This window comes from Nocardia niwae NBRC 108934 = DSM 45340, assembly GCF_001613465.1.
Taxonomy (GTDB): domain Bacteria; phylum Actinomycetota; class Actinomycetes; order Mycobacteriales; family Mycobacteriaceae; genus Nocardia; species Nocardia niwae.
This window is the reverse complement of sequence record NZ_BDCK01000094.1, coordinates 1-1,049: the sequence shown is the minus strand read 5'-3', so window position 1 is coordinate 1,049 and position 1,049 is coordinate 1. Positions and strand designations below refer to the sequence as shown.

At 68.2% G+C, this 1,049-nt stretch carries 1 protein-coding gene; it reads right to left on the bottom strand.

All coding sequences use genetic code 11. The annotated features are described in order from the left end of the window. Nucleotides 1–31: 31 nt before the first annotated feature. Nucleotides 32–925 carry an IS5 family transposase gene (locus tag NNI01S_RS32970; RefSeq protein ID WP_063025459.1) on the bottom strand — a complete coding sequence of 298 codons (894 nt, stop codon included), beginning with the start codon at nt 923–925 and terminating at the stop codon, nt 32–34. Nucleotides 926–1,049 lie beyond the last annotated feature (124 nt).

The window sequence follows — 1,049 nt, the reverse complement described above, 5'->3', positions numbered from 1 at the left end:
CCTAGGCAGTGTCTCGAAGTAGGTGTCGAGGTCACAGCCATTGGTCGATGGCGGCGATCTGGATGACGGCGAGGTAGCGGGTGGCGAGTTTCTCGTAGCGGGTGGCGACCGCGCGGTGTTGTTTGAGTCGGTTGATGCCGCGCTCGATGGTGTTGCGGTGCCGGTAGATCTGGCGGTCGAACGCCGGTGGTCGCCCGCCCGCGCGGCCACGATTGCGGCGGTGTCCTGCTTGATCTGCCGGGACCGGGATCGTGGCGGGGATACCACGCTCGCGAAGGTAAGCGCGGTTGGCGGCCGAGGAATACGCCTTGTCCGCCAGTACTCGGTCCGGACGCACGCGTGCCCGGCCACGACCCAGGCGCGGGACCCGGATGCCCTCGAGGACTCCGGCGAACTGGGGGCTGTCACCGGCTTGACCGGCGGTGAGCAGCAGCGACAACGGACGCAGGCGGTGTTCGCAGGCCAGATGAAGTTTGGTTCCCCACCCGCCCCGGGACCGCCCGAGTGCGTGATCGGCCGGTTCGTTGCGGTGGCCGCCGGGTGGCTCGGCCTGGCGGTCGCCGTCGCGGCGGGCTCCGGCGGCGTGGGAGTGGGCGCGCATGATCGTGGAGTCCACGCTGACCAGCCATCCGATCTGTTCGGCGGCGTCGGCGATCGCCTGAAGTTGCCGCAGCACCGCTGCCCACACCCCGGCTCGACTCCAGCGGCGGAACAGTGCGTAGATCGCCTGCCAGGACCCGTACTGCGGTGGGATGTCCCGCCACGGGCAGCCGACCCGGATCCGCCAGCGGATACCGTCGAGCAGGCGGCGTCGGGTCCATCTCGAGGGACGGCCGGGTCGTTTCGGGGTGGGTAGCAGCGGTTCCAGCCGTGCCCATTGGGCATCGGACAGGTCCGCTCGCGCGGTCACCGCTAGGGTGGTCACGAGGTCTCCGGTGTTCAGTTGAATCTTGGTCGATCAACCAACTACCGGAGATCTCGCCATATCTCAAACCCCCAGCCTGCCAAAAAGTCTCACACCTGCGGCGCTACTTCGAGACACTGCCTAG